This is a genomic window from Paenibacillus tritici (assembly GCF_018207515.1).
Taxonomy (GTDB): Bacteria; Bacillota; Bacilli; order Paenibacillales; family Paenibacillaceae; genus Paenibacillus_AQ; species Paenibacillus_AQ tritici.
The window spans coordinates 7694230-7708938 of record NZ_CP073365.1 but is presented as its reverse complement, the minus strand read 5'-3'; the positions used below and the strand labels follow the sequence as shown (position 1 = coordinate 7708938).

Here is a 14709-nt window from a genome sequence, read left to right as displayed (position 1 = left end):
AGACTGTCACTCCTTTAAATCTTCCAAATGTGGCATCAGCCATGAGTGGAAATGTCGAAGAAAATGGGTTGGTGCTGAATCTTATCCCCAATGTGCAAGATCAAGAGACAAAAAAATATGGATAAATTTGAATTGTTCACAACTTTATCCACAGCTTGTTGATAAGATATTGAACAATCAAATCTATTCACATTCAAAAGTAATACTATCATAGCAAAACGCCCCTTGTTTTTCAATGAGCCACGCCATTTTATCCACAAATTCAATCACTTGTGTATAATTTTTAGGCACACCACTACATATTGTTGATAATTTGTTTACCGTTCGACAGATTCTGCAATTGCTCCGATATTTTTATACACAGGTTGTACTCACCTGTGAGCAACCTGCATCACTTTTTAATCACAGGTGGATAACTATCCGGGCCTGTGGATTATTATTTTTGAGGTGCCGGAGTGTGGATAAGCTGTTTCAGTGATCATTTTGAAGGCCGGGTGCAGCCTGGGGATAAAATTTCAGAGGTCAAGGTCAGAGGCTGAGAAATTTAAAAAGAGGGAGGAAGCCAACAAGGTTGACTTTTGCCCGGATTATGTGTTTAAATATATAAAGGTGTTTTCTGTGAGGATATGTCTCCAAATTTAATTGATAATACTTGTAGATACTGTCCCTACTCTAAGGGCGGCTTAGTCCGTTTCTGCTTATATGACAGTAATTAAGTTCCTGTAAGGGAGGTGCAATACATGAGACCGACGTTCAGACCGAATGTGAGCAAACGCAAAAAGGTGCATGGTTTCCGCAAAAGAATGAGCACGAAAAACGGCCGCAAAGTGCTGGCAGCCCGCCGCTTGAAAGGCAGAAAAGTTTTGAGTGCGTAAGTTAGGCCACTTAGGGACCACTGCGGTGGTCCTTTTTTACGCTGAATTTGTTCAACTATAAGGGATGTAATGAAGCGGAGACCGTCTTTTTAATAGAAGAAGGCGTAACCGTTTCTGCTTCTCTTCTATATATAGCGCAGATTTGGATGCTGCTCCGTGAGCGGACAACCAGCCATTATATCTGCCGCTGCAACAAGATAAATGATCGGCTCTGCAGGGGATGTTAACGCTACTGCGGGGCTTTTTTTAAATATAAGTATTTATACTTCATTTAGCGGGGTGTCCCGAAGGCCGTAACAGCTGCCGTTTATGGCATCCCTTGAATGACTATACTAATTAGAAGATGAAATACCGGGGCCTGGAGACATTCCGGTATTTGAATAGGAGATTTTCCCGTGCACAAAAGTTTACGATTACGAAACCGTGCCGACTTCAGCCGCGTATACCGCCATGGGAAGTCATTTGCGAATCATCAGTATGTGGTGTATTGGTTCCCCAGAAGAGAGGTGGAACGTTTCCGTGTAGGCATATCCGTCAGCAAGAAGGTCGGGAACGCCGTGGTCCGCAACCGGATGAGACGGCTGGTTAAGGAAATTGTCCGCCACCATGAGCCTGAAATTGCCGGGGGGCTGGACATCGTGTTCATCGTAAGAAAAGGAGCGCTTTCCAAGGATTACGCCGAGCTTGAAAAAAGTGTGCTGCATGTGCTGCGCAAAGCCAAGCTGCTAAAGGCTTTACGCAAGTAAAAGGGCCGGAAGAGGGCTTGTTTATTTGTATCCATAATTATGTTATGATTTACGGTGCAATGGAATGTTTATGAGAGGGGTTTTGAAGTGTCTCTAATGAAGACTAAGCGAGGAAAAATGTTTCTTCTCCTCGGGTTAATGGTTCTAATGATCGCTGTTCTGTCGGGATGCTCTCCGTCTGCGGCAACAGTGACGCACACTACGGAGGATTTGAAAAATGGAGGCTTCTGGCAGAGTAATGTAGTCTATTATTTCGCCATTGCCCTGGATACTTTCGCGAAGTGGTTTGATGGCCAGTATGGATTAGCCGTTCTTGTAATGGTTATCATTGTCCGTACGCTGATTCTGCCGCTTACAATGAAGCAAGTGAAGAGTTCACGTGCGATGCAGGCGATCCAGCCGGAACTTGAGAAGATTAAGAAAAAATATAAAGATGAGCCTGAAAAGGTACAACAGGAAACGATGCGCCTGTTCCAGGAGAACAAGGTTAATCCGATGGCGGGCTGTCTGCCGCTGATCGTGCAAATGCCGATCTTTATCGCACTATACAATTCAATCTACTACAACCCGGATCTTAGACTTCATGACTTCCTGTGGCTGCAGCTTGGCAAGCCCGATCATCTGTTCATCCTGCCGCTTCTTGCAGCTGCTACGACATTCATCCAGACCCGTATGATGACCAAAATGAACCCGGTACAACAGCAGGGTCCAATGCAGTTCATGATGATGGTATATCCGGTTCTGATCTTCATCATGTCCTACAACTTCCCGTCTGCACTTCCGCTGTACTGGTTCTATAGCAATCTGTACACTATTATTCAGAACTACTTCTTGTACCGCAACAATGATAAGCACAAAGCGGCAATTGCTGCCTCCAGTGCTGCTGTAAGCGCCAAAGAAGTGAACCTGACGAAGAGCAAGAACAGCAACTCTAACGCCCGCAAAGATGTTACTCCTAATGCAAGAGCCAACGGCAGCAAAGGGAAGAAGGGGGTCAAAAAGTCAAAATGAGCAAAGTCGTCGCAACAGGGAAAACCATTGAAGAAGCTGTAGAACGCGGACTTAACCAGCTTGGAGTTCACAAAGACCGGGTAACGGTCAACGTACTTGAACAGCCGTCAAAAGGATTCCTTGGATTGATCGGTGCGAAGGGAGCCAAGGTAGAATTAACCTTGATCTCTGAAGCCGCACCGGCATCAGCGGCGAGTGCTCCGCTACTGTCTCAGCAGTCAACCAGAGAGAGCCATATAGAGGCGATCAGCGGCGTACCGCGCCAGGATTCCGGACACCCGGTGGAGGAAGCTTACGGACAGGCCGTTCAGTTCATTGTAGATGTCGCCAAGAGCATGGGGCTTGAGGTGGAAGTTGAAATCGTTCATTCCAAGGAATCAACTATTCTGCAAATATCCGGTCCGGATCTGGGGCTGCTGATTGGCAGAAGAGGACAAACTCTCGATGCTCTGCAGTATTTGGCTAATATTGTGGCCAATCGTTACTCAGACAGCTTCATCCGGCTTGTGCTGGATGCGGAGAACTTCCGTGAACGCCGCAAGAAGACGCTCGAGGAACTGGCTGACCGTCTGGCTGGGCGTGTGGTGAGGACCCGTAAAGAGGTTGTCCTTGAACCGATGTCCCCGCAGGAACGCAAGATTATTCATTCCAGATTACAGGATCACCGGCAGGTTAACACTCTCAGCAAGGGTGAAGAACCGAACCGCCGCGTCGTTATAACTTTGAAGTAGAACCATATGCCGCAATGACTCCTTGACCTATGCGAGGAGTCATTGTTTTTTTGAAATATAAGGATATTAATAAATTACGTTGACATAGATCAAGCCAGAGGTGAATAACAACATGCTTAGTGACACTATTGCTGCTGTATCAACGGCCCTGGGTGAGGGGGGGATTGCCATCATCCGGGTTAGCGGACCGCAGGCGATCAGCCAGGTGGCCCCCTTGTTCAAAAGCCGGACCCCCTTAACGGAAGCTGAATCCCATACGGTACATTATGGACATATCGTAAGTCCGCTGGACGGGGAACAGCTCGAAGAAGTACTGGTGACGGTAATGAAGGGACCGCGTTCGTTTACAACGGAGGATGTGGTAGAGATTAGCGCCCACGGCGGTGTGATCTCTGTAAGAAGAGTAATGGATCTGCTGCTGCAGCAGGATATCCGGCTGGCCGAGCCGGGGGAGTTCACCAAACGCGCTTTTCTGGGCGGGCGGATCGATCTGTCACAGGCGGAGGCCGTCATTGACCTGATTCGTTCCAAGTCAGACCGGGCATTCTCGGTTGCGCTCAAGCAGGTTAGCGGATCATTATCCGCACGTATTCATGAGCTTCGGCATACCCTTATCGAGACCCTGGCCCATATTGAAGTGAACATTGATTATCCCGAACATGATGTGGAATCCTTAACGTCCGAGTTCATCAAGGATAAGAGCCGGGAAGTAATGACAGGCATTGATAAGCTGCTGCGAACCGCCAATGAAGGAAAGATTCTGCGCGAAGGCATTACCACGGCGATTGTGGGCCGGCCCAATGTAGGCAAGTCCTCACTGCTTAACGCGCTTGCCCGTGACAACAAGGCGATTGTAACCGATATTCCGGGAACAACACGTGATGTAATAGAAGAGTATGTAACGATTAATAATATCCCGCTGAAGCTGCTGGACACTGCCGGAATCCGTGAAACGATGGATGTGGTGGAAAAAATCGGTGTGGAGCGCTCGAAGGCTGCCTTCAGCGATGCGGATCTGATTCTGCTGGTGCTGAATGCAAATGATGAGCTTCATGAGGATGAATTGGCACTTATGGAACAAATCCACGGTAGACAAGCCTTGGTCATCATGAATAAAATGGACTTACCGTCCCGTCTGGACACGGGGAAGCTGCGCTCATTTTTTGATGAAGCCAGTATTGTCCCAATGTCTGTACTGGAAGAGGAAGGACTGGATAAGCTGGAAGAGGCGATCTCTGCACTCTTTTTCGGAGGCAAGCTGGAATCGGGTGATCTGACTTACGTAAGTAATGTAAGACATATAGCACTGCTTAAGAAGGCGCATAGATCCCTGCAGGATGCCTATGAAGCGGCGGAGATGCTAATTCCTATAGATATGATACAGATTGATGTACGTCTGGCCTGGGAGCAGCTCGGGGAGATTATTGGAGATACGGCTGCCGATTCTCTGCTGGATCAGATTTTCTCACAATTCTGTCTAGGTAAATAAAAAGGAGGGAACAGATATGAATTATGATGGAGGCAGCTATGATGTTATCGTCATTGGCGCCGGACATGCCGGCTGCGAAGCGGCTCTGGCTGCTGCACGGATGGGCTGCCGCACACTAATGATCACAATTAACCTGGATATGGTGGCCTTCATGCCATGTAATCCATCCATTGGCGGACCCGCCAAGGGCCATGTGGTACGTGAAATTGATGCCCTGGGCGGTGAAATGGGCCGCAATATAGATAAGACATTCATTCAGCTGCGGATGCTTAATACAGGCAAGGGACCTGCTGTGCACGCATTGCGTGCACAAGCGGATAAGTTCCTCTATCAGCATGCGATGAAAGAAACGATGGAAAAGACCCCTAACCTGACTCTGCGCCAGGGCATGGTGGAGGAACTGATTGTTGAAGACGGACGCTGCGCCGGAGTGGTCACGAAGACCGGAACGGCGTACCACAGCAAGACTGTTATTCTGACGACCGGAACTTATCTGCGCGGCAAAGTGATTATGGGTGAGCTGACGTATGAGAGCGGGCCGAATAATCAGCAGCCGTCTGTACGGCTGTCTGAGAATCTGCGTGAGCTTGGATTCGATCTTGTCCGCTTCAAGACAGGAACACCGCCGCGGGTACACAAGGATACCATTGACTTCTCCAAGACGGAAATTCAGCCGGGGGATGAGAAGCTTAAATTTTTCTCTTTTGAAACGAAATCATCGGAGAATGAACAGCTGCCATGCTGGCTCACCTACACCTCACCGGTCACCCACCAGATTATTAATGACAACCTGCACCGTGCACCGATGTTCACCGGAATTATTGAAGGAACAGGTCCGCGTTATTGTCCATCCATCGAAGATAAGGTCGTCCGGTTCAGTGATAAATCACAGCATCAGATCTTCCTGGAGCCGGAAGGTAAAAACACATCGGAATACTATGTTCAAGGCCTGTCTACGAGTCTTCCGGAGGATGTACAGCTGGCGATCCTGCGTTCCATCCCGGGTATGGAGAAGGTAGAGATGATGCGCAACGGCTATGCTATTGAATATGATGCGATGGTTCCAACACAGCTCTGGCCGTCTCTGGAAACCAAACGTCTGCCTGGACTATTCACAGCGGGACAGATCAACGGTACCTCTGGATATGAGGAAGCTGCGGGACAGGGTATCATTGCCGGCATCAATGCCGCGCGTAAAGTACAGGAGAAGGAACCGGTGGTGCTTGACCGTTCGCAAGGTTATATTGGTGTTCTGATTGATGATCTGGTCACCAAAGGAACCAATGAGCCTTACCGTCTGCTGACTTCACGTGCAGAATACCGTCTGCTGCTCCGTCATGATAATGCGGATCTGCGCCTGACTCCCATCGGATACGACATCGGACTTATTCCAGCGCAACGGTATGAAGCCTTCCTCGATAAGAAAGAACGGGTGGACCGCGAAATCATCCGCCTGCAGGAAACGAAGGTGAAGCCTGTTCAGGTGAATGAAGCTCTCGCCGGTTATGGATCAGCACCGATTGTTGACGGAAGCAATCTGCTGACTCTGATGCGCCGTCCGGAGATTGCCTATAGCTTCGTAGATATGATCTCACCTTCTCTGGAAGAACTGGATGAAGATATGAAGGAACAGGTTGAGATTCAGATAAAGTATGCCGGATATATCGAGAAACAGCTCCTGCATGTGGAGAAGCTGCAGAAGATGGAGAAGAAGAAGATTCCTGAGGATATCAACTATAACGAGATTCATGGACTGGCGATGGAAGCCCGGCAAAAGCTGACCAAAATCGCTCCAATCTCCATAGGCCAGGCTTCCCGTATCGGGGGAGTTACACCGGCGGATATTTCGATTTTGTTGGTATATTTGGAGCATTACAACCGTGTCACAGCGGCGAAAGGATAATCTATGGATAACACGACAGCCCAGTTCACTGCTCTGCTCAAGGAGCATGGACTACAGCTCTCAACGAAGCAATTAGAACAATTTGAACTATATTTTCAGGAACTGATCTCCTGGAATGAGAAGATGAATCTAACGGGGATAACAGAGCGGAGCCAAGTCTATACGAAGCATTTCTACGATTCTTTGTCCTTGGCTTTCTACATTAATATGGATGAGACGAAGAGTCTTGCCGATATTGGTTCAGGGGCGGGATTCCCTGGAATCCCGCTGAAAATATGCTTCCCTCACCTAAAGCTGACGATTGTGGATTCACTTAGCAAACGAATCTCATTCCTGCAGCATGTATGTGATACCCTGGGGTTGACCGGTGTACAGCTTATTCATGGCCGGGCAGAGGATGTGGCCAGACAGTTTGTTCATCGTGATGCTTATGATGTTGTAACTGCCCGTGCAGTTGCACGCCTATCGCTCTTAAATGAATTTTGTCTGCCGTTCACCAAGAAAGATGGAATCTTCGCCGCGATGAAGGGCAGCGACCCGACTGAGGAATTGGCAGAGGCCAAACGCAGCTTCAAGGAACTGCGTGCAGAACTGCATAAGGTTGAATCCTTTAGCCTGCCGGTGGAAGAATCTTCCCGCCACATTATTCTCGTTCGTAAAACTGGAGCAACACCCTCCAAATATCCGCGCAAACCAGGTGTTCCTGCCAAATCGCCGCTGATCTAATGTTTCACGTGAAACAAAGAATTGGCAGCGTTAGGTTTAAGATCAAGCTCATGCTAATATGAGCTTGATCTTTTTTTTGTTATCATTCTCACCGGATAGATTCCTCTATATAAGATGAAATGCAGGAAAAATAGGTCACTATGGAGAATAGGATTATTAGCAGAAAAGTGATAGAATACTATAGTAAGACTTTCAATAGATATGAATGGCCGTTAAGGCCAACAACCGGGTATATCGTTTGTATCAATACTGGATATACTTTCTTACGCTGTACGATTAGCTTTTCGCAGGAAAGGTTTATGAGGATCGTACTATAACGAAATTAGGTGGTTATGAACGGAATGAAAGAACAATTCACCAAGCTTTTTGGATTTACCGAGCGGAGCAGCGGAGAAGAGATCAAACAAATCCCGGTTCATGAGGTCATCAGCAGCCCGTATCAGCCGCGGACCATTTTTGATGATGACAAGATAGATGAGTTATGTCAGACTATCAAAACTCATGGAGTTATCCAGCCGATCGTTGTGCGTATGCGTGATTCCCAGTATGAGATTATTGCAGGTGAGAGACGCTGGCGGGCGGTCAAGAAGCTGGGCATGGAGACGATTCCAGCGCTTGTCCGGGAGTTCAATGATTCACAGGCAGCTTCCATTGCACTGATTGAGAATCTGCAGCGTGAGGGCTTAACTTCTATAGAAGAAGCCATTGCCTATCAGAAGCTCATTGATCTACATCAATTGACCCAGGAAAGTCTTGCACAGCGGCTTGGCAAAAGCCAATCCACGATAGCCAACAAAATCCGCTTGCTGAATTTGCCGGAGCAGGTCAAGACTGCATTGATGGAAAGAAAAATCACGGAGCGTCATGCACGTTCGCTCTTATCTCTGGACAGCGAAGAGATGCAGCTTAAGGTTCTGGCTGAAATCATCTCCAAAGAGTTAAATGTTAAGCAAACGGAAGCACGTATCGCCTTCTATAAGGCCGTTACCCAGACCAAAAAATCAAAACGGACCTCCTATACCAAAGATGTTCGTCTCGCTCTTAATACAATTCGTCAATCTATAGACATGGTGACCGGTTCAGGCATGGAGATCAAAACCTCCGAGAATGATCGTGGCGATCATTATGAGATTGTTATCCAAATTCCAAAAAGATAAATGGTTTCAAAAGCTGAAGGCGGCCCTGAGGTGTTGGCCGCCTTTTCTATGACCAGCCCCAAACGTTATCACACATACATTCTAAGAATTAGTTTATGTATATTTGTCAACATTTCGCAAATGTGATGCCGTAGATCCAGATGATTATGCCGTCAACAGCTATGAACTACAAGATGATTCTTTCTAAACAATTCGAGGTGAAATAAGTGTCCAAGATTATTGCCATAGCAAATCAAAAAGGCGGGGTCGGTAAAACAACAACCTCTGTGAACCTGGGTGCCGGTATGGCTACTCTGGGGAAGAGAGTGCTGCTCGTTGATATTGACCCCCAAGGCAACACTACGAGCGGCGTTGGCGTCAACAAAGCGGATGTAGCAAATTGCATTTATGATATTCTAATTAATGAAGTAGACCCGCAGGAGACGATATTGGAGACCCGGATCGAAGGTCTTCATATTATTCCGGCAACCATTCAACTGGCAGGAGCCGAGATCGAACTTGTCTCCACGATTTCCAGAGAACTGAAGCTGAAAAAGGCACTGAATGCGGTTAAGGCAAACTATGATTATATTATCATTGATTGTCCTCCATCCTTGGGCATTCTTACCATTAACTCTCTGACAGCAGCAGATTCAGTGATCATTCCTATCCAATGCGAATACTATGCGCTTGAAGGACTAAGCCAGCTTCTCAATACCGTACGGCTGGTCCAGAAGAATCTTAATCCGCATCTCAAAATAGAAGGCGTATTGCTTACCATGCTTGATGCCCGCACCAATCTGGGGATTCAAGTTATTGAAGAAGTAAAGAAATATTTCCAGGAAAAGGTATACAGAACGATTATCCCGCGTAATGTACGCTTAAGTGAAGCTCCTTCACACGGACAATCCATTATCACTTATGATTCCCGTTCCAAAGGGGCGGAAGTATATTTAGAGCTGGCAAAGGAAGTGATCTCTTATGAGTAAGCGTTTGGGGAAAGGCTTGGATGCATTGATACCTTCTCTGTCGATAAACGAGGATGACAAGGTGGTTGAAATTCCGCTGACGCAGCTGAGAGCCAATCCCTATCAGCCGCGGAAGGACTTCAATGAAGAGGCTATCCAGGAGCTTGCAGAATCCATAAGACAGCATGGGGTAATTCAGCCAATCATTGTTCGTAGTGTCTTAAAAGGGTATGAGATTATTGCCGGGGAACGCAGATTCCGGGCATCGCAGTATTGTGGTAAAGCTACTATTCCAGCCGTGGTACGCAGTCTCAGTGATCAGCAGGTTATGGAGATAGCTCTGATAGAGAATCTGCAGCGTGAGAATCTCAACGCCATGGAAATCGCCGTAGCCTATCAAGGCTTAATGGATCAATTCTCGCTGACCCAGGAGGAGCTATCACTTAAGGTCGGAAAGTCCAGATCACATATCGCTAACTTTTTGCGGCTGCTTAGTTTGCCGGAGGAAGTGAAGGATTATGTTTCACGTGGAACAATTTCAATGGGACATGCCCGGGCGATTGTCGCTCTGAAAGACCCGGAGATGATCAAGCAACTAGCTGAGCAGTGTGTAGAGCTTCAATGGAGTGTTAGAGAGCTTGAAGAGGTAGTGAAGAATCTTGACCGCAAACCGGCTAACGGAATCAAGGCAAAGGTCGTCAAACGTGATCCTTATATTGATAATGTTGAGGAAGTATTGCGGGAGCGCTTCAAGACAACGGTCAAGATCAAACAAGGCAAGGAAAAAGGGAAAATCGAATTAAACTATTACAGTGCCCAAGACCTGGAAAGATTACTGGAGCTGCTGGGGAACTGATGTGGATGTTTGTGCCGAAAACATATCCTGAGATATCCTTAATACGGATATGGAGGGATATGTTTTTTAAACCGGAAAAACGGAGGTGGAGAAATGGACAGGCTGGTATATCTCGATCATGCAGCTACTTCATGGCCTAAGCCGCCTGAGGTGGCGGCAGCGATGATGGAAGCCTTGCAGCAGTCAGGAGCAAATGCCGGACGCGGCAACCATTCGCTGGCTATTGGAACGGGAAGGGTACTGGTGCGAGCCCGGGCGTTGCTGGCAGAGCTGTTCGGTGTATCTAATGCCCAGGATATTGCCTTTACTCATAACACTACTATGGGGCTAAATATGGCTATTAAGGGTACACTTCAACCAGGGGATCATGTCATCTCCACGATGACGGAGCATAATTCTGTACGCAGACCTTTGGAATATTTGCGCCGGACGATCGGGATTGAAGTAGATTATGTACAGGTAAGCCCTGAGGGTCAACTCGATCTACAGGAGCTTCAGCGTTCTCTACGGCATAACACCCGGATGGTGATCTGCAACCATAGCTCCAATCTCCTTGGAAGTATTCTGCCCATTGGGGATATCGGTGATATTGTGAAATCGCATGGGGCAGTATTTCTGGTCGATGCTGCGCAGAGTGCCGGGGCGCTGGATATTGATGTGTCCGCAATGAATATTGATCTGCTGGCATTTCCGGGACACAAAGGGCTGCTGGGACCGCAAGGGACCGGTGGTCTGTATATATCTCCCGCGCTGGATCTGGAGCCTCTAATGCATGGAGGGACGGGCAGCCAGTCAGAGAACAGTGATCAGCCAAGTGTACGTCCGGATCGTTATGAGGCGGGGACACAGAATGCAGTGGGGATAGCCGGATTACTGGCTGGCGTGAAGGCAGTCAAGGCTCTGGGAATAGAACAGATTCATAAGCAGGAATGGAAGCTCACACAGCTGCTGATGGAGGGACTAGCTGCTGTTCCGGCCATTCGGATTCTCGGCCCGGCGCCGGGTGCTCAGCGCAGCGGAATTGTCGCTTTTACTATTGAAGGACAAGAATCAGCCCATATTGCGCATCGCCTGGACCGCGAATATAATATTGCCGTGCGTGCCGGTATGCATTGTACGCCGCTGGCTCACAAAGCTGCAGATACCTTGGATAGCGGGGCGGTAAGAGCCAGTGTCGGAGTGAGTTCAACGGAAGCGGATGTGGATAGGCTGGTAACGGCCGTGAAGGAGATGTTCGGCGTATTACGTGCAAAATAACAAGCTATATAAGAAGTGCTAAAGAAATAAACAAAAAGCAAAAGAAGCGGAGCGGCCGAAAGTCCAAATGTTCACCGCAGTGACGATGAAGCTTCAAGTTCAATCTTAAGTGCGTCTTATATATCATGTGAAAACCAACGAATTCTTATATTTGTATAAAGGATGATCCATAATGTCGGAACTAAATGAAATCATAAGTGAACAATTATCATTGTTCATCATGGGGTTTGCTGTGGTAATCGTGCTGATGGCGGTGATGATTATTGTCCAGGGAGCAAGGCTTCGCAAAATGCGGCGGAAATATGAAGCGATGATGAGCGGCAATGGCATAGAGGATCTGGAGAGTCTTCTGGTCAATCTGAAGAATCAGGGAGATATGCTGGAGGAAGCGCAGCAGGAGCAGAAGGTACTTATTGAAGCGGCACACGCCAAAATGCGCGGCATGAAATCGAAGGTGGCGATTAAGCGCTATAATGCTTTTGGAGAGCGCGGCAATGACCTGAGCTTCTCGCTTGCCATACTGGATGACAACCATAGCGGAATTGTACTGAGCAGTCTGCACAACCGCGAGAACTCATATATCTATGCCAAGCCCCTTGAAAAAGGGGAGTCGCCATACCCGCTGTCTCCGGAGGAGAAGGAAGTTATTGCTCTCGCGTTGCAGCAGATTTAGAGTGAAGATTCCATTGCTTCAAGGCAGAGTAGAGGCTGGAGGCAATGATATCCGACAATCGCATCACAAGGCTTAATCTTGTGTTCTGTAATACGAAGTATTCCATGAATCCCCCGACATTTACAATACCCGTCAAATGGATATCCCCAACCGGCGGAAGCTGCTTATTGACCCCCGCGCCCGGCCGCAGAGGCCCTTCAACGACTTGAATGCAGCCGACACTGGTGGATTGGCCCAGACAGGCATCAATGGCGATGATGAACGGGTTATGGTGCTTCTCATACACGAGGGAGAGGGTCTCTTCCAGGTTAATGGCATGTACCGGATCTTCCAGCGTTCCATAAAGATGGAACAGTGGGCTGTGAAAGCGGGCCAGGGTAGTGCCGACCAGCGGGCCGAGTGAATCGCCGGTAGAGCGGTCCGTTCCCACGCAGATAATCACAATGGGCGTATCGGGACGGGTCCTTGAAATGTGAAAAAGCAGCCGATGGGTAATAGCAGAATAGATATTGGGATCAGCATGTGATATTTTTAAACAGGATGGCTCTGGCAATGACGGAGCTTTAGAAGATAAATTCATATAATCGTCCTTTCTGAGGCGGCGACTGCGAATTACGGGAAAGATCAGCTGATGAAGAGGCTGGCAGCAAGGCTGCTGATCACGCAAAGTTTAAGTCCGCGGAAGAGATTTCTGATGATCCTAGTATATGGATAAGAGTGGTTTTTTATACTATGGCAGCAATAGATAGGACGAATAGCCCAGAAGGAGGCGGCCTGAAGTTGGAGGAGGAATTGTTGATAGCCTTTGATTCGACCCAGCAGGCGCTGCGCGCTGAGATGCTGCTTGAATATGCGGAGATTGAAATTGATATATTTCCTACACCCAAGGAGATCACTGCCGGCTGTGCGATGTCGATCCAATTCTACCGGAATACGCTGGAAGAGGTACGGGTCCTTGTGTCAGAGCAGAATATAGAAATCCGCGGAATCTATGCCAAAGCCGCTCATGGTGATGGTTATGTAGAGGTGGAGGAGAAGGAGGGGTTCGATGAATAACTGGATACTGGAAACAACTGGCGGAGAAGCCCTCAAGGATGCAGTCCGCTTCAAGGATAGAATATGGGACTGGATAACCAATATGGATATGTGGGCCGCCGTGCTGTTTGCGGGGATACGGATTCTCCTGATCTTCATTCTGACCCGGGTGATTATCAGAGTGGTCTCGGGCGTTATTGACCGTTCCCTGGAGCGGGAGACGAGGGGGAGAATGTTAGCGAATAACCGCCGTTTCTCCACGGTAGGCGGGCTGATGAAGAATGTGGTTAGCTTCTTCTGTAACTTCACCATGATTCTGCTGGTTCTGTCGGAGTTCAACTTCGATCTGAAGCCGCTGCTCGCCGGGGCCGGAGTTGTCGGACTGGCTATAGGGTTCGGCGCGCAAAGTTTGGTCAAAGATGTGATTACCGGATTCTTTATCATTTTTGAGGATCAATTTGCAGTCGGCGATGTCATCCAGAGCGGAACCTATAAGGGGACGGTGGAGATGATTGGCCTGAGAACGACAAGGCTGCTAAGCGCTACGGGAGAGGTACATATCATTCCCAATGGCACGATTGTTAATGTCACGAATTATTCGCTGGCGAATGCACTGGCAGTAGTCGATGTTCCGGTCAAAATAGAGCGGGGACTTGAAGCTACCCTCTCATTGATCGGTGAGGCGCTTCAGGGAATCGAGGAGCGGAGTTCAAGCGTCATTGCCTATCCTAACATTCTGGGAATCCAGTCGATGAGCACATCGGAGTATGTCATCCGGGTAGCGGCGAATTGTATGCCTAATGCCAGGGATGCGGCTGAACGGGAGATTCAGAATGATATTAAGCAGGCGCTGGAGAAGCAGAGTGCCCTGGAAGCGGCTAAGGCCGAGCAGGAGGCCCGTGAGCAGGCGGAAAGAGAAGCAAGGGAGGCACAAGCGTTGCGTGAGCAGGAACTCGCAGATGACGCCCGCAGAGCCCGTGAGGAGCATGAGGCAGGCCCCAGAAGACAGGTGGCTGCTGCGCAAGAGGGAGAAGAGGGGGAAGAGTGATGGAACGCAAGGTATTCGGGCTGGGTGATATAGTACAGATGAAGAAGCAGCATCCCTGCGGAACGAACGAGATGGAGATCATCCGTATGGGGATGGATATCCGGATTAAGTGTACAGGCTGTCAGCATAGTGTCCTCATTCCCCGGGCCAAATTCGAGAAGAATATGAAGAAGGTTCTGCATTCAGCGGAGGGCGGAGCAGAGAATAATTAAGCTTGCCGCAGGAGGCGAAACGTTAGTACAATAAGCTTGCAAT

16 protein-coding genes are annotated in these 14709 nt (G+C 48.4%); 15 read left to right on the top strand and 1 reads right to left on the bottom strand.

Annotation, left to right across the window (positions count from 1 at the left end):
* Nucleotides 1-740 precede the first annotated feature (740 nt).
* The 12 genes from rpmH (at nucleotide 741) to KDC22_RS33175 (ending at nucleotide 12371) form a co-directional block, all read left to right on the top strand.
* Nucleotides 741-875, top strand: coding sequence for a 50S ribosomal protein L34 (gene rpmH, locus KDC22_RS33230; protein ID WP_039295761.1), 135 nt, complete (start codon nucleotides 741-743; stop codon nucleotides 873-875).
* A 395-nt stretch (nucleotides 876-1270) separates the two neighbouring features.
* Nucleotides 1271-1621, top strand: a complete 351-nt coding sequence (gene rnpA, locus KDC22_RS33225; RefSeq protein WP_173134708.1) for a ribonuclease P protein component — start codon at nucleotides 1271-1273, stop codon at nucleotides 1619-1621.
* Nucleotides 1622-1708: 87 nt separating this feature from the next.
* On the top strand, nucleotides 1709-2632 hold the full coding sequence (locus KDC22_RS33220) for a YidC/Oxa1 family membrane protein insertase (RefSeq protein WP_173134705.1): 924 nt from the start codon (nucleotides 1709-1711) through the stop codon (nucleotides 2630-2632).
* The gene (gene jag, locus KDC22_RS33215) at nucleotides 2629-3363 is read left to right on the top strand and encodes an RNA-binding cell elongation regulator Jag/EloR (RefSeq protein WP_173134703.1); all 735 of its coding nucleotides are present in this window, start codon (nucleotides 2629-2631) and stop codon (nucleotides 3361-3363) included. Before KDC22_RS33220 ends, jag begins: the two co-directional genes overlap by 4 nt.
* Before the next feature lie 112 nt (nucleotides 3364-3475).
* Nucleotides 3476-4852 carry a tRNA uridine-5-carboxymethylaminomethyl(34) synthesis GTPase MnmE gene (mnmE, locus tag KDC22_RS33210; RefSeq protein WP_211721705.1) on the top strand — a complete coding sequence of 459 codons (1377 nt, stop codon included), beginning with the start codon at nucleotides 3476-3478 and terminating at the stop codon, nucleotides 4850-4852.
* Nucleotides 4853-4868: 16 nt separating this feature from the next.
* Nucleotides 4869-6755 (top strand): tRNA uridine-5-carboxymethylaminomethyl(34) synthesis enzyme MnmG, encoded by a 1887-nt coding sequence (gene mnmG / locus KDC22_RS33205; protein ID WP_211721704.1) that lies wholly within the window; start codon nucleotides 4869-4871, stop codon nucleotides 6753-6755.
* 3 nt (nucleotides 6756-6758) lie between these two features.
* On the top strand, nucleotides 6759-7481 hold the full coding sequence (rsmG, locus tag KDC22_RS33200) for a 16S rRNA (guanine(527)-N(7))-methyltransferase RsmG (RefSeq protein ID WP_211721703.1): 723 nt from the start codon (nucleotides 6759-6761) through the stop codon (nucleotides 7479-7481).
* Nucleotides 7482-7822: 341 nt separating this feature from the next.
* Nucleotides 7823-8638: a nucleoid occlusion protein gene (noc, locus tag KDC22_RS33195; RefSeq protein ID WP_173134695.1), complete on the top strand. Its 816-nt coding sequence runs from the start codon at nucleotides 7823-7825 to the stop codon at nucleotides 8636-8638.
* A gap of 206 nt (nucleotides 8639-8844) precedes the next feature.
* Nucleotides 8845-9606: a ParA family protein gene (locus tag KDC22_RS33190; RefSeq protein ID WP_173134694.1), complete on the top strand. Its 762-nt coding sequence runs from the start codon at nucleotides 8845-8847 to the stop codon at nucleotides 9604-9606.
* Entirely contained in the window at nucleotides 9599-10441 is an 843-nt protein-coding gene (locus tag KDC22_RS33185; RefSeq protein ID WP_173134693.1) for a ParB/RepB/Spo0J family partition protein, read from the top strand. The genes KDC22_RS33190 and KDC22_RS33185 overlap by 8 nt, the downstream gene beginning before the upstream one ends.
* A 93-nt stretch (nucleotides 10442-10534) precedes the next feature.
* Nucleotides 10535-11698, top strand: a complete 1164-nt coding sequence (locus KDC22_RS33180; RefSeq protein ID WP_211721702.1) for an aminotransferase class V-fold PLP-dependent enzyme — start codon at nucleotides 10535-10537, stop codon at nucleotides 11696-11698.
* 172 nt (nucleotides 11699-11870) lie between these two features.
* Nucleotides 11871-12371 (top strand): DUF4446 family protein, encoded by a 501-nt coding sequence (locus tag KDC22_RS33175; RefSeq protein ID WP_173134690.1) that lies wholly within the window; start codon nucleotides 11871-11873, stop codon nucleotides 12369-12371.
* On the opposite strand, the gene yyaC is transcribed toward KDC22_RS33175, so the two are convergent.
* Nucleotides 12343-12951 carry a spore protease YyaC gene (yyaC, locus tag KDC22_RS33170; RefSeq protein ID WP_211721701.1) on the bottom strand — a complete coding sequence of 203 codons (609 nt, stop codon included), beginning with the start codon at nucleotides 12949-12951 and terminating at the stop codon, nucleotides 12343-12345. The two genes, KDC22_RS33175 and yyaC, sit on opposite strands and share 29 nt — an antisense overlap.
* 200 nt (nucleotides 12952-13151) lie before the next feature.
* Here yyaC and KDC22_RS33165 point away from each other — a divergent pair, with 200 nt between their 5' ends.
* The 3 genes from KDC22_RS33165 to KDC22_RS33155 are packed head-to-tail and all read left to right on the top strand — an operon-like array spanning nucleotide 13152 to nucleotide 14666.
* Nucleotides 13152-13427 carry a putative Se/S carrier protein gene (locus tag KDC22_RS33165; protein ID WP_211721700.1) on the top strand — a complete coding sequence of 92 codons (276 nt, stop codon included), beginning with the start codon at nucleotides 13152-13154 and terminating at the stop codon, nucleotides 13425-13427.
* A complete protein-coding gene (locus KDC22_RS33160) occupies nucleotides 13420-14454 on the top strand; it encodes a mechanosensitive ion channel domain-containing protein (RefSeq protein WP_211721699.1) in 1035 nt (344 codons plus the stop codon). Before KDC22_RS33165 ends, KDC22_RS33160 begins: the two co-directional genes overlap by 8 nt.
* The gene (locus KDC22_RS33155; protein ID WP_173134677.1) at nucleotides 14454-14666 is read left to right on the top strand and encodes a DUF951 domain-containing protein; all 213 of its coding nucleotides are present in this window, start codon (nucleotides 14454-14456) and stop codon (nucleotides 14664-14666) included. Before KDC22_RS33160 ends, KDC22_RS33155 begins: the two co-directional genes overlap by 1 nt.
* Nucleotides 14667-14709: the final 43 nt, after the last annotated feature.